This window comes from Escherichia albertii (genome assembly GCF_028622335.1).
Classification (GTDB): Bacteria; Pseudomonadota; Gammaproteobacteria; order Enterobacterales; family Enterobacteriaceae; genus Escherichia; species Escherichia albertii.
Genome location: NZ_CP117568.1, coordinates 3,019,715 through 3,046,573 on the forward strand (window position 1 = coordinate 3,019,715; position 26,859 = coordinate 3,046,573).

The window sequence follows — 26,859 nt, forward strand, 5'->3', positions numbered from 1 at the left end:
CCGCTTCGGCGGGGTTTTTTGTTTTCTGTGTATTCCATCACTTCCCCTTCGCAATAAACGCCCGTAGTAATGTTTTGCCGCGCAGTATGATTTCGTCCTTACACTCATCGAAGGACGACTTCAGACAAGGAGCGACCATGCTGCAACAGGTTCCGACGCGTGCTTTTCATATTATGGCGAAGCCGAGCGGTTCTGATTGTAATCTGAACTGTGACTACTGTTTTTATCTTGAAAAACAATCCCTTTACCACGAAAAGCCAGTCACGCATATGGACGATGACACGCTGGAAGCGTATGTCCGCCACTATATCGCCGCCAGCGAACCACAAAACGAAGTGGCTTTTACCTGGCAGGGCGGCGAACCAACGTTACTCGGACTGGATTTTTACCGTCGTGCCGTAGCGTTACAGGTGAAATATGGCGCTGGCAGGCGGATAAGTAATAGCTTCCAGACTAACGGCGTGCTGCTGGATGACGAATGGTGTGCATTTCTGGCAGAAAACCATTTTCTTGTTGGGTTATCGCTGGACGGTCCGGCTGAGATCCACAATCAATATCGCGTGACCAAAGGCGGTAGACCCACGCATAAGTTGGTGATGCGTGCCCTGACGCTCCTGCAAAAACATCATGTCGACTATAACGTGCTGACCTGCGTCAACCGCACCAGCGCGCAGCAACCGTTGCAGGTATATGCGTTTTTGCGTGATGCAGGCGTGGAGTTCATCCAGTTTATTCCGGTGGTCGAGCGCCTGGCTGATGAAACAGCTGCCCGCAATGGACTGAAATTACATGCGCCTGGTGATATTCAGGGGGAACTGACAGAATGGTCGGTGCGCCCCGATGAGTTCGGTGAGTTTCTGGTGGCAATTTTTGACCACTGGATCAAACGCGACGTCGGCAAGATTTTCGTAATGAATATCGAATGGGCGTTTGCCAATTTTGTCGGCGCACCGGGCGCGGTTTGCCACCATCAGCCGACCTGCGGACGCTCGGTGATTGTTGAGCATAACGGCGACGTTTATGCCTGCGATCACTATGTTTATCCGCAATATCGACTGGGGAATATGCATAAGCAGACGGTTGCAGAAATGGTCGATTCCTCACAACAGCAGGCATTTGGTGAAGATAAATTTAAGCAGTTACCGATGCAGTGCCGCAGTTGCAACGTGTTAAAAGCATGTTGGGGAGGTTGCCCGAAACATCGCTTCATGCTCGATGCCGGCGGTAAACCGGGGCTGAATTATTTGTGTGCCGGGTATCAGCGTTATTTCCGCCATCTACCGCCGTATCTGAAAGCGATGGCTGATTTGCTGGCGCATGGTCGCCCGGCCAGCGACATAATGCAGGCGCATTTGATGGTGGTGAATAAGTAAAAAGTGGTTGATTGCCGGATGCGATGCTGGTGCATCTTATCCGACCTACAGAACGCTGCAATATATTGAATTTGTACGATCTGGTAGGCCGGATAAGGCGTTCACGCCGCATCCGGCAATGGCAGCGCAGCCCGATGTAGCGATAGCGCCGGATGCGATGCTGGCGCATCTTATCCGGCCTACATAACGCTGCAATATATTGAATTTGTACGATCTGGTAGGCCGGATAAGGCGTTCATGCCGCATCCGGCAATGGCAGCGCTGTCCAATACAGCGATAGCGCTGAATTAATCAGATTTAATCTGCGCGCGTGGCGGATATTTTTTCAGGATATCCATATACGCGTGCATTTCTGTCTGTAGCGGCACACCCATTGGGATATGGCGCACCCCGATGGAGTCGCTTTCCTGCGGATCGGTATACAAATTAAATACCGCAGACCCCGCAGTTTGCATTACCGTACCCGAGAACCCTCCCTGGTATCCGCTCTGGGTATACGCATATGGCTGCTGAATCAGCACGTGATACTTGAACTCATCCATACGTACAGCAGAAAGTTTGCCGTTGAGGAAGTAGTGCTCCGCCTTACGGTTAGACTGACCATTTGTTCCCAGGAAGAAAGATGTCTGGTCCACACCATCAATAAAGGTTGTTTTCGGCACCAGTTTCGCCACTTTCGCTCCAGGATGACCTGCCAGATCCAGCGCGGTTGGGAAGAGATCCGCCAGATCAACAATACCGTCAGATTTACGCGGTTGGATCATGCCTTTCCAGTAAACGAAAGTCGGTACGCGAACGCCGCCTTCCCAGGTCGAACCTTTAGCGCCACGGAACGGAGTACGACCGTGCGGCGGTACTTCGGCTTCTGGTCCGTTATCGGAAGTAAAGACAATCAGCGTGTTATCCAACTGGCCGTTTTTCTCCAGCGTTTTGTACAGGTTGGCGAAGATATCGTTCATTTCCACCATACAATCGCCATAAGAGGTACGTGCTGGGGAGCTACCGGCATACTTCGCGTTCGGGTAGTTATCAAAGTGGCAGCCGCGAGTGCCATAATAGAGGAAGAAAGGCTTATCGCTCTTCGCCATCTTATCGAGGAACTTAACGCCATATTCCATCCAGCGTTGATCCAGGTCTTCCATATATTTCGGTGTAATGTCGGCAATGGCTTGCTGTTCGCTACCACGTACGGCATGAACATCATCTTTGCTGAACGGTAATTGTTTGATGTATTCAGAACGGTCCGGGCTCAGGGCGACCTCTGGGTTGACGTGAACATCGCGCCATTCGGTATACATATCAGAGACAGAGTTAAAACCGCGGAAATCATCAAAACCGACGTTCTGCGGTTGGGATTCTTTGTTTTCACCCATATGCCATTTACCGATAGCCTGGGTTACATAGCCTTGATCGTGCAGCAATTGCGGCAGAGTCGTTAAGCCTTGTAAGCCTCCTGGTTGCCCGTACATCGGTGGCATCAGAATACCGTGGTGAATTGAGTATTGTCCGGTGAGAATAGTGGCGCGGGTCGGAGAAGAACTTGGTTGTGAATATGCAGAGGTTAAAATCAGCCCCTGACTGGCAACTGAGTCAATGTCTGGCGTTGGATTGCCCACCGCCACGCCGCCGCCGTTAAAGCCAACATCCATCCAGCCCACATCATCCAGTAAGAAAATAACCACGTTCGGTTTCTTGCCGGTTTTTTTCTCCAGTTCTGCCAGCTTCTGCTGAGTTTCTTTATCCTGTGCAGGATGCTGCATCACCGGCATCATGTTGTCGGCAATTGTGGTTGCCGGTTTAACCAGATATTGATTTGGGTGATCGTAACCAGCAAAACCCTTGCGCGCAGTGGCGGTTGACGGGGTATCTGCAGCGTTGGCGAGTAAAGGAATGGCGGCAGCGACTGCGACTACAAGAAGTTTGGGTGAAAACGAAATTTCCATGCAAAATGCTCCGGTTTCATGACATCAAATTGATGTCGTAATTAAGCATTGATAATTGAGGTCCCTCTCTCTGACAGGATGGCTATATAAATAACTATGATGAAAATAAATTATTTATTTATCCTATAAATGAATTGGAACATCAGGAGAGCGTTTTCAATCCTACCTCTGGTGCGAGAGATATGTAAGGCTGGTTTATTATATCGCGTTGATTATTGATGCTGTTTTTAGTTTGATGTGTGATTAATATATATATTGTTAATTGAATGATTTTAATTATTCATTATATCCATGAAAAAAATTCAGTTGCCAGGGAATATTTGCTCAGGAAACTATTGTGTGTGAAGGGAAAAGAGGTTGCAGAATTATCTTATTATAAGTGTTAAAGGATGTTATTTCCCTGACCGCTGTGGCATAATAAGCGGGTAGATGCTCATTCCATCTCTTATGTTCGCCTTAGTGCCTCATAAACTCAGGAATGACGCAGAGCCGTTTACGGTGCTTATCGTCCACTGACAGATGTCGCTTATGCCTCATCAGACACCATGGACACAACGTTGAGTGAAGCACCCACTTGTTGTCATACAGACCTGTTTTAACGCCTGCTCCGTAAGAAGAGCAGGCGTTTTTTTATACCTTGAGAAAAGCCCCGGAGATACTTATCTCCGGGTGTGAAGAAACTACTGCGGTGGGTTGTTCTGCAGCGTTAACATCAAGCCGTCGCGGCGCATCGCTGCGGCTTCTTCCGGCTTGTGCAGCCTGTCCAGAGCGTCGGCAAGCCATGCATAATCGTAGGCGTCAGGACGTTGCTTCAGTGCTGCGCGGAAGGCGATTGACGCTTCCTGCCATTCGCCGTGCTTCATCAGCGATTGCCCCAGCGTGCTCCATAATAACGGGCGATCGCCGACGTTTTTGATCTGCTGACGTAGCACTTTTTCCAGTTGTTCTGGGTTATTGGTTTTCAGGCGCGGGATTGGCAGCAGCAGGCGATCATCATACTGACGCTTCAGGCCATCGATGATAATTTGCTGGGCTGTATCATGATCGTCACACTCAATAAGATGTTCCGCCATTGCTACCTGCAACGCTACCTGATGGCGCGTTTTCCGGCTTTGGTTTTTCCACCAGTTACGCAAGCCTTCGCTACCGTCATTGGCTCGCGCCTGATCCATCAGGCCAATCCATGCCTGTTGTTCCAGCGCCGCACGGTGTTCTTCATCACCAACGTGAGCTTTTGCCATCGACGGGATAATGTCCAACAGCGAACTCCACGCGCCGGTGCGGATATAAGCCTGCTCCGCCAGACGCAGTACTTCAGGATGGCGTGGCGTGACTTCCAGCAATTTGTCCACGCCGTGGCGAGCGGCATGGTTTTCATTACGGGCAAGTTGCAGGCGTACACGGGTGATTTCTACCGGAATGGTGTCGTTGCCCGCCAGCTCCGCTGCGCGTTCCAGATGTTGGTTGGCGCGAGCTTCATCACCGCGTTGTTGTGCGGCTTCGGCAGCCAGCAGATAGTTCACTACTGGCTGTTCAGCGTGATCGGCATTTTTCGCCATCAGCTTTTCAACTTGCTGATAATCGCCTTCCGCCAGTTTCAGTAATGCTTGTTCGGTCTGCTTACGCGCGCGGCGACGCTTACGCCCGACAAACCACCCGCGAGTGTGCGCGCCGGTGCGGAAAATACGCCGTAATAACCACTCGATCGCAAACAGCACCACCATCGCCAGAATAAAGATGATCGCCAGGCCCGTGACGCTGGTTTCGATATTGTAGTTATCGGTCTGGATAAGTACGTAACCTTGATGTCCGGCGATCATTGGACCAACCACAATCCCCGCAATCAGCAGAACAAAGAGCAATAACACTTTTAGCATGGTTATTCTCCTTGCGGCGCAGCTGCCGGAGTATCAGCTTGCGGTGCAGGTGCAGGTGCAGGTGCAGGTGCAGGTGCAGGTGCAGGTGCAGGTGCAGGTGCAGGTGCAGGTTTAGCTTCTGTTGCCGGTGCCGCCGGTTGTGCCAGCAGATTGCGCACTCGGGTCTGCATCAATTTTTCCAGCATCGCCTGACTTTGCAGCGTTTCCGGGAGATCCATCGAAATATTCTGTTGGCTTAGCTGATCCACCTCGTCGAGGAACGCTTTGGTGGTAGCATCGTTAGTGTCGTAATAAGCACGAACCCATGTAGAGACATTCTCCAGTGCCTGGCGGTAGGTTTCTTCCTGATGACGTGGCACAGCCTGGGCTGCGACCAGCAGACGGGAACGAATATTCTCGCGCAGGTAGATATCCTGATTCGGCGCCAACAGCGGTACGGCGGTATCATCACGACGGCGAATCGTAATGAAGTTGTCCATAAAGTTCTGCCAGCTCTTTTGCAGATTGATGCGCCACTCGCTGATAGAACTGGAAAGTTCTTCACCATCAGAATCCATCGGCGAGCCGTCGCTGTCATTATCGGCCAGGCGCAGGTTATCCACCTGATTAGAAAGCTGATTCAGTTTGAGGATGATGCCGTCATAATCTACCTGCGATATTGCAGAAAGGCCGGCGATGTCATCAGTAATCGCACGACGAACGGCGATAAGGCTTGGGTCATTCATGTCGGCCAGACTGGCGTCCGCACTTTTCAGTAGCGCAGCGGCAGTGGTGACGTCCTGATCGCTCCACAATTTCCGTCCGGCAAGTTTCACCAGAAAATCAGCCTGTGCCAGCAGCCAGGTTTTGGCATCGCTGCCGGAAATGGTGGCGACCTTCTGTTGAACTTCATCCAGTTGTTTTGCCAGCGTTTCTTGTTGGCGATTCGCCTGTTCTAACTGCACAGTTTGTTGCTTGATGATATCTTCCAGCTCCGCTTTTTGGCTCTCCTGGGCTTTTTGTAGAGCTGCGAGTTGGTTAGCCAGAGCATCACTGGTAGCCGTCTGATTAACGGCCTGTTGTTTACCCCAGCCATACAAACCGACACCTGTAGCCAGAGCAATAGCGATAGCCACCGCACCTAAAATTAGAGCAGTACTGTTCTTACTCTTTTTTTCTACAGTGGCAGACTGTGGCGTGGTATCCACGGTCTCCCTGGTCTCTTCAACCACGGCGGAGGTTTTTTCTTGTTCCGTCATTATGGCTTCCTGTTATGAGAGTTATTGTAATGCCCGTAATAGCGCATCGTTGTCGGCGTTATCGGCGACCTTAATATCTTTCCAGCCCAGTTCCCGGGCGAGTTTCGCCAGACGCTCACTGACGACCAATAGCCGACAGCAAAGTAACCAGTGTTCACGATACCATTGCGGGATTAGCGTCCAGAGCTGTTGCAACATTTCACCGCTGGTAACAACAATCGTTGTCACTCCGCGGGATTGCCAGCGTATCGCTTCTTCTGCACCATCGTAATGGATTGCGCATCGTTGATAACATTCACAAAAAACGACTTCGGCGCCGCGTGCTGTCAGGGTTTCCCCGATCAGCTCACGACCACCGTTACCACGCAAGACTAGCGCACGTTTGCCTACAATATTTTGTAATTCAGGTAATTGTAGCAAGACTTCACTAATTTCCCGATCCTGTGGGTAACGAACGTTGTGTCCGCTTACGGTATGCAGCGCCAGCGCAGTGGTGCGGCCAATGGCAAAATAGGCGGGAAGCGTGGGCCACTCAAGGCTTTGCTGATGCAACTGTGATTGGGCAAAAGCGACGGCATGTTGCGAAAGCGCAAACAGTAGATCGCCTTCACCAAGCGCTGTCAGCTGGTCGGCAAGTTGTGGTAATTGCCGACCCGGGGAAAACTCGATCAGCGGAAAATGCCAGGCCACCTGCCCCAGTGCGCGCAGACGGCTCACTAACTCTTCTCCAGCGGGAGACGGGCGGGTGACCAGGATACTCATGCTGGCACGTCTCCGTTGTAGACTTCGGCGAGAATCTCGCGCGCGCCGTTATTCAACAACTCTTCCGCCAGCGAAATACCCATTTGCTCGGCATCCTGCGGCGAACCACGGCGCTCACCGCGAATAATCTGCGAACCATCCGGCGCGCCAACCAGCGCCCGTAACCAGATTTCGCCGTCAACCAGTTCTGCATAGCTGCCAATGGGGACCTGACAACCGCCTTCCAGACGGGTATTCATGGCGCGTTCAGCCGTGACACGCAGTGCTGTTTCGTTATGATTCAGTGCGGCGAGCAGCGCGCGAGTACGCGTATCATTAAGGCGGCATTCAATGCCCACAGCGCCTTGTCCTACTGCCGGAAGAGAAACTTCAGGCGGTAGTGCGGCGCGAATACGTGATTCCAGTCCTAAACGTTTTAATCCGGCTACGGCAAGAATAATGGCATCGTATTCGCCGTTATCCAGCTTGCTAAGGCGTGTGCCGACGTTGCCGCGCAATGAACGAATAATCAGATCCGGGCGGCGTTCAGCCAACTGGCACTGGCGGCGTAAGCTGGACGTTCCGACGATGCTGCCTGCGGGTAACGCATCCAGACTGTCATAGGTGTTGGACACAAAGGCATCGCGAGGATCTTCACGCTCGCAAATGGTGACCAATCCCAGACCTTGCGGGAATTCAACGGGCACATCTTTCATTGAGTGAACGGCGATATCAGCGCGATTTTCCAGAAGGGCGACTTCCAGCTCTTTCACAAATAAACCTTTTCCGCCTACTTTCGCCAGCGGCGTATCAAGAATCACATCGCCACGCGTCACCATTGGCACCAGTTCAACCACCAGTCCGGGGTGGCTCGTCATCAACTTATCTTTGACATAGTGTGCCTGCCAGAGTGCAAGTGGGCTTTGGCGTGTGGCAATTCTTAAAACATTGTCTAACATGCTTGTTACCGTCATTATCATCCGTGGTCCATCCTAACATCCTTGTCAGAGCGATGTCAGTGTTATGGTGAAACGTAGAGGCCGGCATAAACCGTAAAATATTGCCTGGTTGTGGATCCTGATTGACGCTTTGAGCCCTCGTAATAAGGAATTTACACAGAATAAACGGTGCTACACTTGTATGTAGCGCATCTTTCTTTACGGTCAATCAGCAAGGTGTTAAATTGATCACGTTTTAGACCATTTTTTCGTCGTGAAACTAAAAAAACCAGGCGCGAAAAGTGGTAACGGTTACCTTTGACATACGAAATATCCCGAATGCCGCGTGTTTCCGTTGATGTTGGCGGAATCACAGATATGACGGGTAGCGAAATCAGGCGATACGTCTTGTACCTCTATATTGAGACTCTGAAACAGAGACTGGATGCCATAAATCAATTGCGCGTGGATCGCGCGCTTGCCGCTATGGGGCCTGCATTCCAACAGGTCTACAGTCTACTGCCGACATTATTGCACTATCACCATCCGCTGATGCCGGGTTACCTTGATGGTAACGTTCCCAAAGGCATTTGCCTTTACACGCCTGATGAAACTCAACGCCACTACCTGAACGAACTGGAACTGTATCGTGGAATGTCTGTACAGGAACCGCCAAAAGGCGAGCTTCCGATTACTGGCGTATACACCATGGGCAGCACCTCGTCCGTAGGGCAAAGCTGTTCCTCTGATTTGGATATCTGGGTCTGCCATCAATCCTGGCTCGATAGCGAAGAGCGCCAATTATTACAACGTAAATGTAGCTTGCTGGAAAGCTGGGCTGCCTCGCTGGGGGTAGAAGTCAGCTTTTTCCTGATTGATGAAAACCGTTTCCGTCATAATGAAAGCGGTAGTCTGGGGGGCGAGGATTGCGGCTCTACTCAACATATCCTGCTGCTTGACGAGTTTTACCGTACCGCCGTGCGTCTCGCCGGTAAACGTATTCTGTGGAATATGGTGCCGTGTGATGAAGAAGAACATTACGATGACTACGTGATGACGCTCTACGCACAGGGCGTACTGACGCCTAATGAATGGCTGGATCTCGGCGGCTTAAGCTCACTTTCTGCTGAAGAATATTTTGGCGCCAGCCTTTGGCAACTCTATAAAAGTATCGATTCTCCATATAAAGCAGTGCTGAAAACTCTGCTGCTGGAAGCCTATTCCTGGGAATACCCGAATCCGCGCCTGCTGGCGAAAGATATTAAACAGCGTTTGCACGACGGCGAAATCGTGTCGTTTGGCCTCGACCCGTATTGCATGATGCTGGAGCGTGTTACTGAATATCTGACGGCGATCGAAGATTTCACCCGTCTGGATTTAGTACGCCGCTGCTTCTATTTGAAAGTATGCGAAAAACTCAGCCGCGAACGCGCTTGTGTAGGCTGGCGTCGCGAAGTGCTAAGCCAATTGGTGAAAGAGTGGGGCTGGGACGAAGCTCGCCTGGCAATGCTTGATAACCGCGCCAACTGGAAGATTGATCAGGTGCGTGAAGCGCACAACGAGTTGCTCGACGCGATGATGCAGAGCTACCGTAATCTTATTCGCTTCGCTCGTCGTAATAACCTTAGCGTCTCCGCCAGCCCGCAGGATATCGGCGTGCTGACGCGTAAACTGTACGCGGCGTTTGAAGCATTGCCGGGTAAAGTGACGCTGGTAAACCCGCAGATTTCGCCAGACCTTTCCGAACCGAACCTGACCTTTATTTATGTGCCGCCGGGCCGTGTGAACCGCTCTGGTTGGTATCTGTATAACCGCGCGCCAAATATTGAATCGATCATCAGCCATCAGCCGCTGGAATATAACCGTTATCTGAATAAGCTGGTGGCATGGGCATGGTTTAATGGCCTGCTGACGTCACGTACTCGCCTGTATATTAAGGGCAATGGCATTGTTGATTTGCCGAAGTTGCAAGAAATGGTGGCTGATGTTTCACATCATTTCCCGCTACGCTTACCCGCTCCGACACCGAAGGCGCTCTACAGTCCGTGTGAGATTCGCCATCTGGCGATTATTGTGAACCTGGAATATGACCCGACGACGGCGTTCCGTAATCAGGTTGTGCATTTTGACTTCCGTAAGCTGGATGTTTTCAGCTTTGGAGAGAATCAAAATTGTCTGGTGGGGAGCGTTGACCTGCTGTATCGCAACTCGTGGAATGAAGTGCGTACGCTACATTTCAACGGCGAGCAGTCGATTATTGAAGCATTGAAAACCATCCTCGGAAAAATGCACCAGGACGCCGCCCCGCCAGATAGCGTGGAAGTGTTCTGTTATAGCCAGCATCTGCGCGGTTTGATTCGTACTCGCGTGCAACAACTGGTTTCTGAGTGCATTGAATTGCGTCTTTCCAGTACTCGCCAGGAAACCGGACGCTTCAAGGCGCTGCGTGTCTCCGGTCAAACCTGGGGCTTGTTCTTCGAACGTCTGAATGTCTCGGTACAAAAACTGGAAAATGCCATCGAGTTTTATGGCGCGATTTCCCATAACAAACTGCATGGTTTGTCAGTACAGGTTGAGACTAACCACGTTAAATTACCGGCGGTTGTAGATGGCTTTGCCAGCGAAGGGATCATCCAGTTCTTCTTCGAAGAAACGAATGATGAAAACGGTTTTAATATCTACATCCTTGATGAAAGTAACCGGGTCGAGGTGTACCACCATTGTGAAGGCAGCAAAGAAGAGCTGGTGCGTGACGTTAGCCGTTTTTATTCGTCATCGCACGACCGTTTTACCTACGGTTCCAGTTTCATCAACTTTAACCTGCCGCAGTTCTATCAGATTGTGAAGGTTGATGGTCGTGAACAGGTCATGCCGTTTCGCACCAAATCTATCGGCAACATGCCGCCTGCCAATCAGGAGCATGACGCGCCGCTGTTGCAGCAGTATTTTTCGTGATGCTAATGCCGGAAAGCAAGGCTTATCCGGCATGCAATCTTAGCGAAAACGCACCGTTTCACCTGCCTGCTGTGTAGCTGCTTGCTCCAGCAGATCCCAGAAGGTTTCACCGCTACGATCGCAAATCCACTCGTCGCCTTTCAGATCAAAATGGTAGCCGCCCTGTTTGGTTGCCAGCCACACCTGGTGCAGCGGTTCCTGGCGGTTGATAATGATTTTGCTGCCGTTTTCAAAGGTAATGGTTAGTACACCGCCGTTGATTTCGCAGTCGATATCGCTGTCGCCATCCCAGTCGTCCAGACGCTCTTCAATGGTCAGCCACAGTTGATCCGCCAGACGATGAAATTCACTATCGTTCATTGTAGTTTCCTGTTTTTAGGTGATGGCGGCAGTATAGCGATATGGGGTCAGGGCTTCAAAGTTTGCCCGTCTGCTGTCTTTCGGCACTCTTCCCCCGTCTTCAAGATGATGATGTCATCATTAGATGAAAACATGTTCTGATCCAGATTACGGGTCTTTGCCGGACAGGGCGATGCGGTTCGATAAAGTTGGCTGCCAATCCACGTATAGACATAGTGATTGTCATAAGCAAAGCGTTTGGTGGTCTTCAATGGTCCATCAATGGCAAAAACCTGAATATCATCGCGTAATCGGGAGGAACGCATAAAGTAGCCGTAATTTTCCCCGGCGTTAATTCGTTGCTCCAGGAAGGAGATGGGAGAGTCCAGCTCTATCGTTTCCAGATAGTCTTCACCAAAAGGAGATAATTTCGCAATGTACAGACTATTTTTGTACTGCGCGACACGATCGGTGATGGGATGAAATTCTTTTGGGTCAATATCGGGGAGTTTCTCCCATTGACTCCATTCCTGGTCTGTAGAGCGAAGCTTATGCCAGCTAACATCGGTTTCGCCGACGAGAAAAGCGCTCTCGCCAGCAGAATATTGAGCAATGTTAACGGATGAGTCATAGGGAATTCCCGTTGGAATAAACGTACCGTTTTCCAAAAGCCTGCCGTCCAGTTCACCACTACGATAGTCTGCCCAATAGCCATAACCTGAATGTTCGGTTTTCCATTTCACCCGCACGGCTTTGGTATTGGGCGTTGGGTAGCGCCAGAGCTGTGAGCCATCGAATGCGTAAACATAACGATCGTCGTGTGCATACCATTTCTTGTAATGGGGGCTATCGCCAAGGTGAGCTTCACGTTCGCCGGGAACACGATAATCCAGCAGGATAAGCGGCCCGGAAGACTCAAACACCTGAAGGCTATCTTCTTCTTCACCATCAACTGGTAATTTGGTCAGTAAATAGCCGTGGGTTCTTCCCGCGTTAAAACGTTTATCTATCACCAGATTAGGGTTATCCAGCGTAACGATATCCAGCTTGTTTTCACCAAATTCCGTTTTTTTTATGACGTACAGCTTGTCCTGATACTGCGCGACAGTTTTACTCAGAGGGTGAAATTGTTCTGGATCGAGACCGGGTAGTATTTCTTGCTGGCATTTTGGCCCTTTACGCCATGAAACGTCGTGTTCCTGTACACCGAACGTTGCACAGTTCTTTGCCATATCTTTATCCAGATTCCCCTGATTCAACACCTTTCGGTGCAGGCCGCTTTTATCTCGCCAACTCAATAACGAACCGGGCATCCAGCGTACAACGGTGAATGTCTCTGGGTCGGCATTAAGTTGTTCGCCATTGATCATGATTTTCGTCTGTGTGCGGGCTAGCGTATCCCAGGGGCCAAATGGTACGGCAACGCAGGGATTAAACTCGGTGGAAAACTTTCCTCGCTGATCCCATGACTTTTGTGCCAGCACGCGGAAACTATCGGGATCTGCGAGGCGATGACCATCGACATACAAGAATTTAGCGTCACGCAATATCAGCCCAAGGAAGTCAGGCTTCCATGGATGAGGAAATTTCACCTGATGCAGTGTTTTAATATCCAGGCTATTTTCCCCGCCATTGCTATCGGCGCGCTTGCCTTCGAAATAGAGACTGTTTTTATCTGCGGCAAAATCACCCCATGCCTTGAACGAGGCGACATCGACGAGTGGTTTGTCGGGAGGGTTTTGCACAACTTTACCCGCGTAGAGGATATAGCGACCATCGCTATGGTAAGCATAATGCGGAAACCAGGCCTGTGCGCCTTCATAGAGGTAGTCGGTTGTCAGATCGGTCAGAGGCGGTATTTCATCCCATTCGTCTAGTGTTTTTGGGTCTATCAATAAATTGGGTAACCGACGTAATCTCTTGTAATTCACGCCAGATAGAAAAAGGTTTGTTTCTTCATAAGGGCGCAGGTACACCACGCCTTTGCCCTGTTTCTGGTAAACATTGTGTTCAGGCTCATCAAGCCGGCATCCCCATGCAGACGATAAGAACAACGAATAAGACAACAAACAAACCACATTGCGATAGTGCATAAAGCCATCCTGGCGCGCGGTGTTGATCACGAAACTACCAGCAAAACATAAATCCCCACGTGTAAGCGTTATACTCGCAGCAATTCCTCACTTTTCAGACTTCATAAAGAGTCGCTAAACGCTTGCTTTTACATCTTCTCCTGCGATGATAGAAAGCAGAAAGCGATGAACTTTACAGGCAATCTATAATGAAAAACGTGTTTAAGGCACTTGCAGTTCTTCTTACTCTCTTCAGCCTGACAGGCTGTGGTTTGAAAGGTCCGCTCTATTTTCCGCCCGCAGATAAAAACGCGCCGCCGCCGACTAAACCGGTAGACACACAAACGCAATCCACGGTGCCGGATAAAAACGACCGCGCCACAGGTGACGGCCCATCTCAGGTGAATTACTAAAAGCCAGTTTCTGTACCCGCGTGAATGGAGTAAATGATGCAGTTCTCGAAAATGCATGGCCTTGGCAACGATTTTATGGTCGTCGACGCGGTAACGCAGAATGTCTTTTTTTCACCGGAACTGATTCGTCGCCTGGCGGATCGGCATCTGGGTGTGGGTTTTGATCAGTTACTGGTGGTCGAACCGCCTTATGATCCTGAACTGGATTTCCACTACCGCATTTTTAATGCCGATGGCAGTGAAGTGGCACAGTGCGGTAACGGTGCGCGTTGCTTTGCCCGCTTTGTGCGTCTGAAAGGGCTGATCAATAAGCGTGATATCCGCGTCAGTACTGCCAATGGACGGATGGTGCTGACCGTCACCGATGACGATCTGGTGCGGGTCAATATGGGGGAACCCAATTTCGAACCATCCGCCGTGCCATTTCGCGCTAATAAAGCGGAAAAAACCTATATTATGCGCGCCGCTGAGCAGACAATCTTATGCGGCGTGGTGTCGATGGGAAATCCGCACTGTGTGATTCAGGTCGATGATGTTGATACCGCAGCGGTAGAAACGTTGGGGCCTGTTCTGGAAAGCCACGAGCGTTTCCCGGAGCGCGCTAACATCGGTTTTATGCAGGTGGTTAAGCGTGAGCATATTCGTTTGCGCGTTTATGAGCGTGGGGCAGGAGAAACTCAAGCCTGCGGCAGTGGCGCGTGTGCGGCGGTGGCGGTAGGGATTCAGCAAGGTTTGCTGGCCGAAGAAGTCCGCGTGGAACTTCCCGGCGGTCGCCTTGATATCGCCTGGAAAGGTCCGGGCCATCCGTTATATATGACGGGGCCGGCGGTACATGTCTACGACGGATTTATTCATCTATGAAGCAACCAGGGGAAGAACTGCAGGAAACATTCATGGAGCTTGATGACCGGGCGGTTGTCGATTATCTAATTAAGAATCCTGAGTTTTTTATCCGCAATGCGCGTGCGGTAGAGGCAATTCGCGTACCGCACCCGGTACGTGGTACGGTTTCGCTCATTGAATGGCATATGGCTCGTGCACGTAACCATATTCATGTTCTGGAAGAGAACATGTCGCTGTTGATGGAACAGGCTATCGCTAATGAAGGTCTGTTTTATCGCTTGCTCTACTTGCAGCGTAGTCTCACCGCCGCCAGCAGTCTCGACGATATGCTGATGCGTTTTCACCGCTGGGCGCGCGATCTTGGCCTGGCAGGCGCAAGTCTGCGCCTGTTCCCGGACCGCTGGCGTTTAGGCGCGCCGTCGAACCATACTCATCTGGCACTAAGCCGTCAGGCTTTTGAACCACTGCGTATTCAGCGTCTGAGGCAGGATCAGCACTATCTGGGGCCGCTTAACGGGCCGGAGTTGCTGGTGGTGCTACCGGAAGCGAAAGCGGTGGGATCGGTGGCGATGTCGATGCTGGGAAGCGATGCTGACTTGGGGGTCGTGCTGTTCACCAGCCGCGATGCCAGCCACTATCAACAAGGGCAGGGAACGCAGTTACTTCATGAAATTGCGCTGATGTTGCCAGAGCTTCTGGAGCGTTGGATTGAACGCGTATGACCGATTTACACACCGATGTAGAACGCTACCTACGTTATCTGAGCGTGGAGCGTCAGCTTAGCCCGATAACCCTGCTTAACTACCAGCGCCAGCTTGAGGCGATCATTAATTTTGCCAGCGAAAACGGCCTGCAAAGTTGGCAACAATGTGATGCCGCGATGGTGCGCAATTTTGCTGTACGCAGTCGTCGCAAGGGGCTGGGAGCGGCAAGCCTCGCATTACGCCTCTCTGCGCTACGTAGTTTTTTTGACTGGCTGGTCAGTCAGAACGAACTCAAAGCTAACCCGGCAAAAGGTGTTTCGGCACCGAAAGCGCCGCGCCATCTGCCTAAGAATATCGACGTCGATGATATAAATCGGCTGCTGGATATTGATATCAACGATCCCCTCGCCGTGCGCGACCGTGCAATGCTGGAAGTAATGTACGGCGCGGGATTACGTCTTTCAGAACTGGTGGGGCTGGATATCAAACACCTCGACCTGGAGTCCGGCGAAGTGTGGGTGATGGGAAAAGGCAGCAAAGAGCGCCGCCTGCCGATTGGTCGCAACGCCGTGGCGTGGATTGAGCACTGGCTTGATTTGCGCGACCTGTTTGGTAGCGAAGACGATGCGCTTTTCCTGTCGAAACTGGGCAAGCGTATCTCCGCGCGTAATGTGCAGAAACGCTTTGCTGAATGGGGCATAAAACAAGGGCTGAATAATCACGTTCACCCGCATAAATTACGTCACTCGTTCGCCACCCATATGCTGGAGTCGAGCGGCGATCTTCGTGGTGTGCAAGAGTTGTTAGGTCATGCCAACCTCTCCACCACACAAATCTATACTCATCTTGATTTTCAACACCTTGCCTCGGTGTACGATGCGGCGCATCCACGCGCCAAACGGGGGAAATAATGCGTTTTTACCGGCCTTTGGGGCGCATCTCGGCGCTCACCTTTGACCTGGATGATACCCTTTACGATAACCGTCCGGTGATCCAACGTACCGAGCAAGAAGCTCTTATCTTTGTGCAAAATTATCATCCGGCGCTGCGCAGCTTCCAGAATGAAGATCTGCAACGTCTGCGCCAGGCGGTACGGGAAGCGGAACCCGAGATTTATCACGACGTGACGCGCTGGCGTTTTCGTTCGATTGAACAAGCGATGCTCGACGCCGGGCTGAGTGCCGAAGAAGCCAGTGCAGGCGCACACGCGGCAATGATCAACTTTGCCAAATGGCGTAGCCGGATTGAGGTGCCGCAGCAAACGCACGACACCTTAAAACAACTGAAAAAGAAATGGCCGCTGGTGGCGATCACCAACGGTAACGCCCAGCCGGAACTGTTTGGTCTGGGCGACTATTTTGAGTTCGTGTTGCGCGCTGGTCCGCACGGGCGTTCGAAACCGTTCAGCGACATGTACTTACTGGCGGCGGAAAAACTCAATGTGCCGATCGGTGAGATCTTACATGTGGGAGACGATCTCACTACCGACGTTGGCGGGGCGATCCGTTGTGGAATGCAGGCCTGTTGGATCAGACCGGAAAATGGCGACCTGATGCAAATCTGGGACAGTCGTTTACTGCCGCATATAGAAATTTCCCGGTTGGCATCTCTGACCTCGCTGATATAATCAGCAAATCTGTATATATACCCAGCTTTTTGGCGGAGGACGTGACGCTTCTTCGCCCAACCTATTTTTACGCGGCGGTGCTAATGGACGTTTCTTACCTGCTCGATAGCCTTAATGACAAACAGCGCGAAGCGGTGGCCGCGCCACGCAGCAACATTCTGGTGCTGGCGGGGGCGGGCAGTGGTAAGACGCGCGTACTGGTGCATCGTATCGCCTGGCTGATGAGTGTGGAAAACTGTTCACCATACTCGATTATGGCGGTGACGTTTACCAACAAAGCCGCGGCGGAAATGCGCCATCGTATCGGGCAACTGATGGGCACCAGCCAGGGCGGCATGTGGGTAGGCACCTTTCACGGGCTGGCACACCGCCTGCTGCGTGCGCACCATATGGACGCCAATCTGCCGCAGGATTTCCAGATCCTCGATAGCGAGGACCAGCTGCGCCTGCTTAAGCGTCTGATCAAGGCGATGAATCTCGACGAAAAGCAATGGCCGCCGCGCCAGGCAATGTGGTACATCAACAGCCAGAAAGATGAAGGGCTGCGTCCGCATCATATTCAAAGCTACGGTAATCCGGTGGAGCAAACCTGGCAGAAGGTGTATCAGGCGTATCAGGAAGCGTGCGACCGCGCGGGCCTGGTGGACTTTGCCGAACTGCTGCTGCGCGCTCACGAACTGTGGCTTAACAAGCCGCATATCCTGCAACACTATCGTGAACGTTTTACCAATATCCTGGTAGACGAATTCCAGGATACCAACAACATTCAGTACGCGTGGATCCGCCTGCTGGCGGGCGATACCGGCAAAGTAATGATTGTTGGCGATGACGACCAGTCAATCTACGGCTGGCGCGGTGCGCAGGTGGAGAATATTCAGCGTTTCCTCAATGATTTCCCCGGTGCCGAAACTATTCGTCTGGAGCAGAACTATCGTTCCACCAGCAACATTCTGAGCGCCGCGAACGCCCTGATTGAAAACAACAACGGGCGCCTGGGTAAAAAATTGTGGACCGATGGTGCGGACGGTGAGCCGATTTCTCTCTATTGCGCCTTTAATGAACTCGACGAAGCGCGTTTTGTGGTTAATCGCATCAAAACCTGGCAGGACAACGGCGGGGCGCTCGCAGAGTGCGCCATTCTCTACCGCAGCAACGCTCAGTCGCGTGTACTGGAAGAGGCGCTGCTACAGGCGAGTATGCCGTACCGTATTTACGGCGGGATGCGCTTCTTCGAGCGTCAGGAAATCAAAGATGCGCTCTCGTATCTGCGCCTGATTGCCAATCGCAACGACGACGCGGCGTTTGAGCGCGTGGTCAATACGCCAACGCGGGGTATTGGTGACCGGACGCTGGACGTGGTGCGTCAGACATCGCGCGATCGCCAGTTAACTCTCTGGCAGGCATGTCGTGAACTGTTGCAGGAAAAAGCGCTCGCCGGACGTGCTGCCAGCGCCTTACAGCGTTTTATGGAGCTGATCGACGCCTTAGCGCAGGAAACTGCCGATATGCCGCTGCATGTACAGACTGACCGGGTCATTAAAGACTCCGGCCTGCGCACCATGTACGAGCAGGAGAAAGGCGAAAAAGGTCAGACGCGTATCGAAAACTTAGAGGAACTGGTGACGGCGACGCGTCAGTTCAGCTACAACGAAGAAGACGAAGATTTAATGCCGTTGCAGGCATTCCTTTCTCACGCGGCACTGGAAGCGGGTGAAGGACAGGCAGATACCTGGCAGGATGCGGTACAGTTGATGACGCTGCACTCGGCGAAAGGCCTGGAGTTCCCGCAGGTGTTTATTGTCGGTATGGAAGAGGGCATGTTCCCAAGCCAAATGTCGCTGGATGAAGGCGGACGTCTGGAAGAAGAACGCCGTCTGGCCTATGTCGGCGTAACCCGCGCGATGCAGAAACTGACGCTGACCTACGCCGAAACCCGCCGTCTGTATGGCAAAGAGGTTTACCATCGCCCGTCGCGCTTTATCGGTGAGTTGCCGGAAGAGTGTGTGGAAGAGGTGCGCCTGCGTGCCACGGTAAGCCGCCCGGTCAGCCATCAGCGTATGGGGACACCGATGGTCGAGAACGACAGCGGTTACAAACTCGGTCAGCGCGTGCGCCACGCTAAGTTTGGCGAAGGGACTATCGTCAATATGGAAGGCAGTGGCGAACATAGCCGTTTGCAGGTGGCATTCCAGGGCCAGGGGATTAAATGGCTGGTGGCGGCTTACGCTCGTCTGGAGACGGTGTAATTTCGCACCTTATCCGGCCTACAGAAATGGCACCAGGTAGGCCGGATAAGGCGTTTACGCCGCATCCGGCATCTGCACCATATTCTGTATCTGGCATAAAACCATCGTTCTAACTTTTCCGCTCGACGGAAATCATGGTGACAAAAGGATAACGTTGCCACGGGATTGCCCCGCCTTTCACATACATATGTGAAATCGTGCCATCAAGATAAAGCAGCTGCTCGACGTCCAGTTTCGCTTTGGCATAGCAGGCAAAATCATAAAAGTTTGTCCCTTGCTGGCTAAGTAAAAACACGGCGTTCCCTTGTTTATTAATTCCTACTCCATTACGAATTTTGCGTGAGGCGACGTTGGGGAGAATACGCGGATTAATGACGCCGTTTTCCAGCAATAATGGCCCTGACTGCACCGCAAACTGAATCTCTTTACTGGTTTTGAATGCATCCAGACGAACGATGCCGACTTTATCTCCCGCGACATAAAACACGCCGCCAGGACGAATAAAGAAATTCCCTTCCCCTGAGGCGCGATTTAACGCCACTTTCTGCTGACCGTTTTCGATGTACAAACCGAGCGGCGCATAGTTTTCACCATAAATACCGCCGTTCATCGCCATCTGAACCTGTCCTTTGTCATCAATATCAGCCAGCAGTGAATGTAATGTTCCCCACGCTTCGCCATTGGCCTTTTGCCAGTACATTTTTACCCGTTCGGTTTGAGGATTAACGGTATACGCCTGCACGGTCAGCGTTGGATCAGAGAGTGCGCAGTCATCAGCCGCAACAGCAAATAAGGGGAGTAAGACGAGGATGGGTAAAATCCGTTTGAGATTCAAGGTGATCATTCCTTTACCAATGAGTAGCCGATGCGCCATTATAGGCCCTGGATGTGGGATTTTTTTATCCTGTTAGCGACCTTGATGAATACTAAAAAGCGCGAAGTTCAACTATTGTTCTGTGGTGTTCCGTTGCGTGTTGACGGCAAAATTTTGCTGGCGTAACATGCGCGCACGATCACTCTAAGAGGACATTCGCCTTGGACACACCCAGTAGATACTGGCTCACTATCCTGTCATCCAGGATCAACTCCTAAGGCTATCCCTTTTTGCTGATAGCCTTAGCGGTTGTCAGCGACCTCAATTTTTCCCGTCGCGCTGAGTCAGGCTGTTTAATGGTCTGAAACCCAATTTGTTTCTGTGTGCCCACCGAACTGTCCGATATTTTAAGCATTGGGAGTCCCGGTCATGCTGAGCGCATTTCAACTGGAAAATAACCGACTGACCCGGCTGGAAGTCGAAGAGTCACAACCCCTTGTAAATGCAGTATGGATTGATCTTGTCGAACCGGATGACGACGAGCGACTGCGCGTACAATCTGAATTAGGTCAGAGCCTGGCAACCCGCCCGGAACTGGAAGACATTGAAGCATCGGCACGTTTCTTTGAAGACGAAGACGGCTTGCATATTCACTCCTTCTTCTTCTTTGAAGATGCGGAAGATCACGCGGGGAACTCTACCGTGGCATTTACCATCCGTGATGGTCGCCTGTTTACCCTGCGTGAGCGCGAGCTGCCTGCATTCCGACTCTACCGTATGCGCGCCCGTAGCCAGTCAATGGTTGACGGTAACGCCTATGAACTGCTGTTGGATTTGTTCGAAACCAAAATCGAACAGTTGGCGGATGAAATTGAAAATATCTACAGCGATTTGGAACAGCTTAGCCGCGTGATTATGGAAGGGCATCAGGGCGATGAGTACGACGAGGCGCTCTCTACGTTGGCTGAACTGGAAGATATCGGCTGGAAAGTTCGCCTGTGTCTGATGGATACCCAGCGTGCGCTCAACTTCCTGGTGCGCAAAGCGCGTTTACCGGGTGGGCAACTGGAGCAGGCGCGTGAAATCCTGCGAGATATCGAGTCCCTGCTGCCGCATAACGAATCTCTGTTCCAGAAGGTGAACTTCCTGATGCAGGCGGCGATGGGCTTTATCAACATTGAGCAGAACCGCATCATCAAAATCTTCTCAGTGGTATCCGTCGTGTTCCTGCCGCCAACGCTGGTTGCTTCCAGCTACGGGATGAACTTCGAGTTTATGCCGGAACTGAAATGGACCTTCGGCTACCCTGGCGCGATTATCTTTATGATCCTCGCGGGTCTGGCGCCGTATCTGTACTTTAAGCGGAAGAACTGGCTGTAAAAATGAGAACGGTGGTTTAGCCTGGCTAAGCCACCGATTATTTAAAGGCTCCAGGTATGAATACCTTTTACTTCTTTTTCATAGAACCATCTGTTGGTATTGTATGAAACATAAGCGGCGATAATGAATCCAAATACATTATAGCCAATCATGTAACCAAAAATTAAAGAAAATATCGCCAGGAATAGAACAACAATAGCCTTCTTCCATAAACCCAATACAAATAAATAAACCCACGAGAAGAAAAAAGCAATAACATTTGTTCTAATTGTTATCTTTTGCCTTGTGTTTAATCCTTTTAATGCTTGCTTATATTCTGGGCTTGCACCCCAAAATCCAGGGAAGCCATGTTCATCATAAAAAGAAAAGCGGTACTTCCACTTTTCAGTTAATGAGCCATCTGCCATATAATCCTTACTCATAAAATCTCCATTAATTATTTACGGGGGGAATCAGTGGGGGCAAGAACTAACATGCCAAAGGTGGAAAAATAACAAATCAAAAAAATCATCGAACCATTGCCAGAACAGTCAAAATGCTCAGCAACCATAATGATGAAAGAAATGATATAGACTACTAATGTACTAAAAATATAAGTTTTTATATAGGTGAAACCACTATCCCGGAGTCGTTGGCAATTCATGTTGATAACGAGATAATGTAAAAGAATGGTAGATGTTATAACAAAGAAACCAGCCCCGGCATTGGAAAAAAAAGAAATAAGTAAGATACAAATTAGATTTGTAAAAATAAATGAAAATATATAGCGGCGTCTGGAAATTCTGCCTTTAGATGTTGGAATAAATATACGCAACATTAATTTTACATCCTTGTGTAAGAATTTCGTTAGCATGGCAATATGCCCGCTCTTATGCAAGAGCAGGCATATTTTTTCAGAATATATTTATTTTTTATTTGGAAATTCTACGCTGCGTATAAATCGCATCCATCACAAAAATCGCCAGCGCCACCCAGATAAAGGCAAAAGTCACCATTTTATCGGCACCCGGTTTTTCGCCATAAAACGTTACTGCCAGCAGGAACATCAGCGTCGGACCAATATACTGGAAAAAGCCTAACGTGGAGAGACGCAGGCGTGTAGCTGCTGCGGTAAAACACAACAGCGGTACGGTGGTGACAATACCAGCGGCAATTAACAATAAATTCAGCGACATTGGATTTTGTCCCATATGGCTGGTTGAGCTGTCGGCAATCGCAAACAGGTAAATCGCCGCCACGGGCAGTAGCCACATTGTTTCGATTAACATGCCGGTTTGTGCTTCTACCGCAATCTTTTTGCGCACCAGACCGTAGAAGGCAAAGCTAAACGCCAGCCCCAGCGCGATGATCGGCAATGAACCAAAAGTCCAGAGTTGGACCAGCACGCCACAAATTGCCAGAATCACCGCCAGCCATTGCATCCGGCGAAAGCGTTCGCCGAGGAAAATCATCCCCAGCAATATGTTAACCAGCGGATTGATAAAGTATCCCAGACTCGCTTCCAGCATATGATGATTGTTCACCGCCCAGATAAACAGTAGCCAGTTGCCGCCAATCAACACGGCGGAGACCGCCAGCATCAGAATTTTCTTTGGCGTCTGAATCAGTGTTTTTAAATAGGACCACTGGCGGCTGATACTCATCAGCACCACCATAAAGAAAAACGACCAGATAACGCGATGCGTCAGGATCTCATCAGCAGGTACGTAATAAATCAGCTTGAAGTACGCGGGTGCAATACCCCAAATAAAATAAGCGGCAAGAGCGAGTAATACGCCCTGCCGCGTTTGTTTCGTATCCATCGGAAAAACTCATTTTTTATGGGTAAAAGCAGTTTACCTGCTTTTACGTTTTCAACCTACCATATAGGTGGCGGTAGCACTGGCAATATAAAGCTGTTCTTCATTGTGCAGTTCAACACGGGCAACGGCGACTTTATTGCCCGCACGCAACAGGCTGCTGGTGGCAGTAAAACGCTCTCCTCTGCCTGGGCGCAGGTAATCCACGCGAAGATCAATTGTGCCCATCCGCGACAGCCGCTGGCGTAGTTCATCTTCATTGATGGTTTCATGGCGAGTTAAGGTGCTGCCAACGCAAACCAGCCCGGCGGCAACGTCAAGCGCCGATGCAATGACCCCGCCGTGCAATATACTTTGCGCCCAGTTGCCTACCATCATTGGCTGATTATTAAAGGCCAGTTGCGCGAATTCTTTTTCGTAACGCTCCAGTTCCATCCCCAACGCACGGTTAAACGGCATGTGATAAACAAACATCTCACCCACTAATTTCAGGGCTTGTTCGGCGGTCAGTACGGCAGACATATCATCCTTACATTTCATTGGTTAATGAAATGTTGATTTTATGCTTCTTTATTGTTGTTTTCTACTTTAAGAAGGGATAACTAACGGCAATTGAGGTAAGTATGTAAAATACCCCGCATATTTACTGAATCAATTATTCGTTACGGAGAACATGACCAATGCGGACTCTTCTGGGCTGGTTGTTGTCTGTGGGTATGCTGCCGATGGCAGTATATGCGCAAGAGGCAACAGTGAAAGAGGTGCATGATGCACCTGCGGTGCGCGGCAGCATTATCGCCAATATGTTGCTGGAGCACGATAATCCTTTCACCCTTTATCCGTATGACACCAACTACGTGATCTACACCCAAACCAGCGATATGAACAAGGAAGCGATCGCGAGTTACGATTGGTCGAAAAATGCGCGTAAAGATGAAGTGAAGTTCCAGTTGAGTCTGGCGTTTCCGTTGTGGCGTGGGATTTTGGGACCTAACTCGGTGTTGGGCGCTTCCTATACCCAAAAATCCTGGTGGCAGCTTTCTAATAGCGAAGAGTCATCGCCATTTCGTGAGACCAACTATGAACCGCAATTGTTCCTCGGTTTTGCTACAGACTACCGTTTTGCTGGCTGGACGCTACGCGACGTAGAAATGGGGTATAACCACGATTCTAACGGGCGATCTGACCCAACTTCACGTAGCTGGAACCGATTGTATACTCGCCTGATGGCTGAAAATGGCAACTGGCTGTTAGAGGTGAAACCGTGGTATGTCATTGGCAACACCGACGATAACCCGGATATCACCAAATACATGGGGTACTACCAGCTTAAAATTGGCTATCACCTTGGTGATGCAGTTCTGAGTGCAAAAGGACAGTACAACTGGAATACCGGTTACGGTGGCGCGGAGCTAGGATTAAGTTACCCGATCACCAAACATGTACGGCTTTATACCCAGCTTTACAGCGGTTACGGCGAATCGCTCATCGACTATAACTTCAACCAGACCCGCGTCGGTGTGGGGGTTATGCTAAACGACTTGTTCTAATGCGAGTTAGTTGAAAGGCAAAACTGGAATCCAGCATCCAGGATTCCCCTCTCAGAGACTAAAAGCATTGCAGTTTCTCGCGCAGGCGCTGAAAATAGCGCCTGTTTTTATTTCAGGCAATTGGGGTGAATGTGGCGCAGGCGGAAGTGTTGAATCTGGAGTTCGGAGCTAAACAGGTTTTACAAGAAACCTTTGGCTACCAACAGTTTCGCCCTGGTCAGGAAGAAATTATCGACACCGTGCTTTCTGGCCGCGATTGCCTAGTCGTCATGCCTACTGGCGGCGGCAAATCCCTTTGCTATCAAATCCCTGCCTTATTGCTAAACGGCCTTACTGTGGTTGTTTCACCGCTGATTTCGTTGATGAAAGATCAGGTGGATCAGCTACAGGCCAACGGCGTGGCGGCAGCATGCCTTAACTCGACGCAAACCCGCGAGCAGCAGCTTGACGTGATGACGGGCTGTCGCACCGGGCAAATTCGTCTGCTGTATATCGCCCCGGAACGCCTGATGCTGGATAACTTTCTTGAGCATCTGGCGCACTGGAACCCGGCGTTATTAGCTGTTGATGAAGCACACTGTATCTCCCAGTGGGGCCATGATTTCCGCCCGGAATACGCCGCGCTCGGTCAGTTGCGCCAACGCTTCCCGACACTGCCGTTTATGGCGCTGACCGCTACTGCCGACGACACCACGCGCCAGGATATCGTGCGTCTGCTGGGGTTAAACGATCCGCTGATCCAAATCAGCAGTTTTGACCGCCCGAATATTCGCTACATGCTGATGGAGAAATTCAAACCGCTTGATCAGCTAATGCGTTATGTGCAGGAACAACGCGGTAAGTCGGGCATTATTTACTGCAACAGCCGGGCGAAAGTGGAAGACACCGCCGCGCGCTTGCAAAGTCGGGGTATTAGCGCAGCGGCTTATCATGCAGGGCTGGAAAATGATGTCCGTGCCGATGTGCAGGAAAAATTTCAGCGCGATGACCTGCAAATAGTGGTGGCGACCGTGGCGTTTGGCATGGGCATTAATAAACCTAACGTCCGCTTCGTGGTGCATTTTGATATTCCGCGCAATATCGAATCCTATTATCAGGAAACCGGGCGCGCCGGGCGTGATGGCCTGCCAGCAGAAGCGATGCTGTTTTACGATCCGGCAGATATGGCGTGGCTGCGCCGTTGTCTGGAAGAGAAGCCGCAAGGGCAATTGCAGGATATCGAGCGGCATAAACTCAATGCGATGGGCGCCTTTGCCGAGGCGCAGACCTGCCGCCGTCTGGTGCTGTTGAACTATTTTGGCGAAGGTCGCCAGGAACCGTGCGGTAACTGCGATATCTGCCTCGATCCGCCGAAGCAGTATGATGCTTCGACTGATGCGCAAATCGCGCTTTCTACCATAGGTCGCGTCAACCAGCGTTTTGGTATGGGCTATGTAGTAGAAGTGATTCGTGGCGCTAATAACCAGCGTATCCGCGAATTTGGTCACGACAAACTCAAGGTTTACGGCATGGGCCGGGACAAAAGCCATGAACACTGGGTAAGCGTGATTCGTCAATTGATTCATCTCGGTTTGGTGACGCAAAACATCGCCCAGCATTCTGCATTACAACTGACAGAAGCCGCACGCCCGGTGCTGCGTGGCGAGTCTTCTTTGCAACTCGCTGTGCCGCGAATTGTGGCGCTCAAACCGAAAGTGATGCAGAAATCGTTCGGCGGTAATTATGATCGCAAACTGTTCGCCAAATTACGCAAGCTGCGTAAAGCCATCGCCGATGAAGAAAATATCCCGCCATATGTGGTGTTTAACGACGCTACCTTGATTGAGATGGCGGAACAGATGCCGATCACCGCCAGCGAAATGTTGAGCGTCAACGGTGTTGGGATGCGCAAGCTGGAACGGTTTGGTAAACCGTTTATGACGCTTATCCGCGCGCATGTCGACGGTGATGACGAAGAGTAGTCAGCAGCATAAAAAAGTGCCAGGATGAACATTCCGTAAACGTTTT

General features: G+C 50.8%; 24 protein-coding genes. 12 read left to right on the forward strand and 12 right to left on the reverse strand.

The genetic code is table 11. From position 1 onward, the window contains the following. The first annotated feature begins 137 nt into the window (after positions 1-137). Positions 138-1,373, forward strand: a complete 1,236-nt coding sequence (locus tag PS053_RS14720) for an anaerobic sulfatase maturase (protein ID WP_256879342.1) — start codon at positions 138-140, stop codon at positions 1,371-1,373. Between the two features lie 287 nt (positions 1,374-1,660). Here the strand turns inward: PS053_RS14720 and aslA are convergent, their stop codons facing one another. The 5 genes from aslA to hemC all read right to left on the reverse strand — a co-directional run bounded on the left by aslA (position 1,661) and on the right by hemC (position 8,131). Further along, positions 1,661-3,316, reverse strand: coding sequence for an arylsulfatase AslA (aslA, locus tag PS053_RS14725; protein ID WP_137654266.1), 1,656 nt, complete (start codon positions 3,314-3,316; stop codon positions 1,661-1,663). Between the two features lie 680 nt (positions 3,317-3,996). Further along, complete coding sequence (gene hemY / locus PS053_RS14730) at positions 3,997-5,193, reverse strand: protoheme IX biogenesis protein HemY (protein WP_054411888.1); 1,197 nt, start codon at positions 5,191-5,193, stop codon at positions 3,997-3,999. Between the two features lie 2 nt (positions 5,194-5,195). Next, positions 5,196-6,431: a uroporphyrinogen-III C-methyltransferase gene (hemX, locus tag PS053_RS14735; protein ID WP_105198469.1), complete on the reverse strand. Its 1,236-nt coding sequence runs from the start codon at positions 6,429-6,431 to the stop codon at positions 5,196-5,198. Between the two features lie 21 nt (positions 6,432-6,452). Further along, complete coding sequence (hemD, locus tag PS053_RS14740; RefSeq protein WP_000026040.1) at positions 6,453-7,193, reverse strand: uroporphyrinogen-III synthase; 741 nt, start codon at positions 7,191-7,193, stop codon at positions 6,453-6,455. After that, a complete protein-coding gene (gene hemC, locus PS053_RS14745) occupies positions 7,190-8,131 on the reverse strand; it encodes a hydroxymethylbilane synthase (protein ID WP_038430090.1) in 942 nt (313 codons plus the stop codon). Before hemC ends, hemD begins: the two co-directional genes overlap by 4 nt. Before the next feature lie 387 nt (positions 8,132-8,518). Here hemC and cyaA point away from each other — a divergent pair, with 387 nt between their 5' ends. Further along, positions 8,519-11,065, forward strand: coding sequence for a class I adenylate cyclase (cyaA, locus tag PS053_RS14750; RefSeq protein ID WP_024164932.1), 2,547 nt, complete (start codon positions 8,519-8,521; stop codon positions 11,063-11,065). A gap of 39 nt (positions 11,066-11,104) precedes the next feature. Here cyaA and cyaY read toward each other — a convergent pair whose 3' ends face one another. After that, complete coding sequence (gene cyaY / locus PS053_RS14755; RefSeq protein WP_000999946.1) at positions 11,105-11,425, reverse strand: iron donor protein CyaY; 321 nt, start codon at positions 11,423-11,425, stop codon at positions 11,105-11,107. A gap of 47 nt (positions 11,426-11,472) precedes the next feature. Beyond that, positions 11,473-13,497, reverse strand: coding sequence for a hypothetical protein (locus PS053_RS14760; protein ID WP_059219195.1), 2,025 nt, complete (start codon positions 13,495-13,497; stop codon positions 11,473-11,475). Positions 13,498-13,685: 188 nt separating this feature from the next. On the opposite strand from PS053_RS14760, the gene lptM reads away from it, so the two are divergent. From lptM to uvrD, 6 genes are all read left to right on the forward strand, one after another. Continuing rightward, entirely contained in the window at positions 13,686-13,889 is a 204-nt protein-coding gene (gene lptM / locus PS053_RS14765; RefSeq protein ID WP_000799882.1) for an LPS translocon maturation chaperone LptM, read from the forward strand. A 36-nt stretch (positions 13,890-13,925) separates the two neighbouring features. Beyond that, positions 13,926-14,750: a diaminopimelate epimerase gene (gene dapF, locus PS053_RS14770; protein WP_001160650.1), complete on the forward strand. Its 825-nt coding sequence runs from the start codon at positions 13,926-13,928 to the stop codon at positions 14,748-14,750. After that, a complete protein-coding gene (locus PS053_RS14775; RefSeq protein ID WP_000812776.1) occupies positions 14,747-15,454 on the forward strand; it encodes a DUF484 domain-containing protein in 708 nt (235 codons plus the stop codon). Before dapF ends, PS053_RS14775 begins: the two co-directional genes overlap by 4 nt. Beyond that, the gene (xerC, locus tag PS053_RS14780) at positions 15,451-16,347 is read left to right on the forward strand and encodes a tyrosine recombinase XerC (RefSeq protein WP_000130685.1); all 897 of its coding nucleotides are present in this window, start codon (positions 15,451-15,453) and stop codon (positions 16,345-16,347) included. The genes PS053_RS14775 and xerC overlap by 4 nt, the downstream gene beginning before the upstream one ends. Beyond that, a complete protein-coding gene (gene yigB / locus PS053_RS14785) occupies positions 16,347-17,063 on the forward strand; it encodes a 5-amino-6-(5-phospho-D-ribitylamino)uracil phosphatase YigB (RefSeq protein WP_001213594.1) in 717 nt (238 codons plus the stop codon). The genes xerC and yigB overlap by 1 nt, the downstream gene beginning before the upstream one ends. Before the next feature lie 83 nt (positions 17,064-17,146). After that, a complete protein-coding gene (gene uvrD / locus PS053_RS14790; protein ID WP_000383381.1) occupies positions 17,147-19,309 on the forward strand; it encodes a DNA helicase II in 2,163 nt (720 codons plus the stop codon). Between the two features lie 109 nt (positions 19,310-19,418). Here the strand turns inward: uvrD and PS053_RS14795 are convergent, their stop codons facing one another. Next, the gene (locus PS053_RS14795) at positions 19,419-20,183 is read right to left on the reverse strand and encodes a phosphodiester glycosidase family protein (protein WP_059219193.1); all 765 of its coding nucleotides are present in this window, start codon (positions 20,181-20,183) and stop codon (positions 19,419-19,421) included. Positions 20,184-20,344: 161 nt separating this feature from the next. Here PS053_RS14795 and ysgD point away from each other — a divergent pair, with 161 nt between their 5' ends. Together ysgD and corA are read left to right on the forward strand one after the other, a co-directional pair. Then, positions 20,345-20,401, forward strand: a complete 57-nt coding sequence (gene ysgD, locus PS053_RS14800) for a protein YsgD (protein WP_211180520.1) — start codon at positions 20,345-20,347, stop codon at positions 20,399-20,401. A 151-nt stretch (positions 20,402-20,552) separates the two neighbouring features. Then, entirely contained in the window at positions 20,553-21,503 is a 951-nt protein-coding gene (corA, locus tag PS053_RS14805) for a magnesium/cobalt transporter CorA (protein ID WP_000947161.1), read from the forward strand. A gap of 41 nt (positions 21,504-21,544) precedes the next feature. Here corA and PS053_RS14810 read toward each other — a convergent pair whose 3' ends face one another. The 4 genes from PS053_RS14810 to yigI all read right to left on the reverse strand — a co-directional run bounded on the left by PS053_RS14810 (position 21,545) and on the right by yigI (position 23,824). After that, positions 21,545-21,925 (reverse strand): DUF2628 domain-containing protein, encoded by a 381-nt coding sequence (locus PS053_RS14810; protein ID WP_000031248.1) that lies wholly within the window; start codon positions 21,923-21,925, stop codon positions 21,545-21,547. 14 nt (positions 21,926-21,939) lie between these two features. Next, positions 21,940-22,320: a hypothetical protein gene (locus PS053_RS14815; protein ID WP_001532065.1), complete on the reverse strand. Its 381-nt coding sequence runs from the start codon at positions 22,318-22,320 to the stop codon at positions 21,940-21,942. 94 nt (positions 22,321-22,414) lie between these two features. Next, positions 22,415-23,305, reverse strand: coding sequence for an EamA family transporter RarD (rarD, locus tag PS053_RS14820; RefSeq protein WP_025237996.1), 891 nt, complete (start codon positions 23,303-23,305; stop codon positions 22,415-22,417). A gap of 51 nt (positions 23,306-23,356) precedes the next feature. Beyond that, positions 23,357-23,824: an acyl-CoA thioesterase YigI gene (gene yigI / locus PS053_RS14825; protein WP_001277144.1), complete on the reverse strand. Its 468-nt coding sequence runs from the start codon at positions 23,822-23,824 to the stop codon at positions 23,357-23,359. Between the two features lie 158 nt (positions 23,825-23,982). Here yigI and pldA point away from each other — a divergent pair, with 158 nt between their 5' ends. Both pldA and recQ read left to right on the forward strand, forming a co-directional pair. Beyond that, complete coding sequence (gene pldA, locus PS053_RS14830) at positions 23,983-24,852, forward strand: phospholipase A (RefSeq protein WP_001259602.1); 870 nt, start codon at positions 23,983-23,985, stop codon at positions 24,850-24,852. 131 nt (positions 24,853-24,983) lie between these two features. After that, entirely contained in the window at positions 24,984-26,813 is a 1,830-nt protein-coding gene (gene recQ / locus PS053_RS14835) for an ATP-dependent DNA helicase RecQ (protein ID WP_044709583.1), read from the forward strand. The last annotated feature ends 46 nt before the right edge of the window (positions 26,814-26,859 follow it).